Below are 1,272 nucleotides of genomic sequence, written 5' to 3' on the forward strand. Positions count from 1 at the left end.
AAATGGTGAGCCATGAAGGATTCGAACCTTCGACACCCTGATTAAAAGTCAGGTGCTCTACCAGCTGAGCTAATGGCTCTTAATGGCTGGGGATATAGGATTTGAACCTATGCATGACGGAGTCAAAGTCCGTTGCCTTACCGCTTGGCTAATCCCCATTAAATGAAAATAAAGGGCGGCCGATGGGGCTTGAACCCACGAATGCCGGAGTCACAGTCCGGTGCGTTAACCACTTCGCCACGACCGCCATAATGATTATGAAAAGACTGGTGGAGGATGATGGATTCGAACCACCGAACCCGTAAGGGAGCAGATTTACAGTCTGATGCGTTTGGCCACTTCGCTAATCCTCCAAAATGGTGCCGGCGAGAGGACTTGAACCCCCAACCTACTGATTACAAGTCAGTTGCTCTACCAGTTGAGCTACACCGGCACATTACTCATTCCCACTTGAAAGGTGGCTCGGGACGGAATCGAACCGCCGACACGAGGATTTTCAGTCCTCTGCTCTACCGACTGAGCTACCGAGCCATATGTTGTTTTATATCTGTAATATACAAACCCACATTATATGTATAATACACAAAAATGCCAGTTATATATTTCATAAAATGGCGGAACTGACGGGATTCGAACCCGCGATCTCCTGCGTGACAGGCAGGCATGTTAGGCCTCTACACCACAGTTCCATAGATAATCCTAGGGGAAATCAATTGCGGGGACAGGATTTGAACCTGTGACCTTCGGGTTATGAGCCCGACGAGCTACCGAACTGCTCCACCCCGCGACAATAATAGGTATTTACTTTTCAAATGGTGGAGGCTGAGGGGCTCGAACCCCCGACCCTCTGCTTGTAAGGCAGATGCTCTCCCAGCTGAGCTAAGCCTCCATACTATGACCCGTAGGGGAATCGAACCCCTGTTACCTCCGTGAAAGGGAGGTGTCTTAACCGCTTGACCAACGGGCCTTAAAAAAAATTCCAATACTTAATGGAATAACCATAATTTTCAACCAGCTCAGCTACGCCACCACTTATATATAAATTATAAATATTTAAGATTTGGCTCCCCGAACAGGACTCGAACCTGTGACAACTCGATTAACAGTCGAGTGCTCTACCAACTGAGCTATCAGGGAATATTGGTGGAGCCAAGCGGGATCGAACCGCTGACCTCCTGCGTGCAAGGCAGGCGCTCTCCCAGCTGAGCTAAAGGCCCTAATATGTATGTCTTCATTATCCTCTAAAGGGACATTGCTTGGCGACGTCCTACT

12 tRNA genes are annotated in these 1,272 nt (G+C 48.7%); all 12 read right to left on the reverse strand.

Features of this window, described 5'->3' with window-relative positions:
* Positions 1-3: 3 nt before the first annotated feature.
* A tRNA-Lys gene (locus tag ACIFQM_RS16485) sits at positions 4-79 on the reverse strand.
* Between the two features lie 4 nt (positions 80-83).
* Positions 84-158 (reverse strand) — tRNA-Gln (locus ACIFQM_RS16490).
* A gap of 16 nt (positions 159-174) precedes the next feature.
* Positions 175-247 (reverse strand) — tRNA-His (locus ACIFQM_RS16495).
* Between the two features lie 20 nt (positions 248-267).
* Positions 268-353: transfer RNA gene (locus ACIFQM_RS16500), tRNA-Tyr, on the reverse strand.
* A 4-nt stretch (positions 354-357) separates the two neighbouring features.
* Positions 358-433, reverse strand: a tRNA-Thr gene (locus tag ACIFQM_RS16505).
* Positions 434-458: 25 nt separating this feature from the next.
* Positions 459-531, reverse strand: a tRNA-Phe gene (locus tag ACIFQM_RS16510).
* An 81-nt stretch (positions 532-612) separates the two neighbouring features.
* Positions 613-689, reverse strand: a tRNA-Asp gene (locus ACIFQM_RS16515).
* 24 nt (positions 690-713) lie between these two features.
* Positions 714-787 (reverse strand) — tRNA-Met (locus ACIFQM_RS16520).
* Between the two features lie 26 nt (positions 788-813).
* Positions 814-889 (reverse strand) — tRNA-Val (locus tag ACIFQM_RS16525).
* Between the two features lie 6 nt (positions 890-895).
* A tRNA-Glu gene (locus tag ACIFQM_RS16530) sits at positions 896-967 on the reverse strand.
* Positions 968-1,061: 94 nt separating this feature from the next.
* Positions 1,062-1,137 (reverse strand) — tRNA-Asn (locus tag ACIFQM_RS16535).
* 4 nt (positions 1,138-1,141) lie between these two features.
* Positions 1,142-1,217, reverse strand: a tRNA-Ala gene (locus ACIFQM_RS16540).
* Positions 1,218-1,272 lie beyond the last annotated feature (55 nt).

Origin of the sequence: Paenibacillus sp. NRS-1782 (assembly GCF_050467685.1) — a bacterium.
In the GTDB taxonomy this organism is placed as follows: Bacteria; Bacillota; Bacilli; order Paenibacillales; family Paenibacillaceae; genus Paenibacillus; species Paenibacillus terrae_A.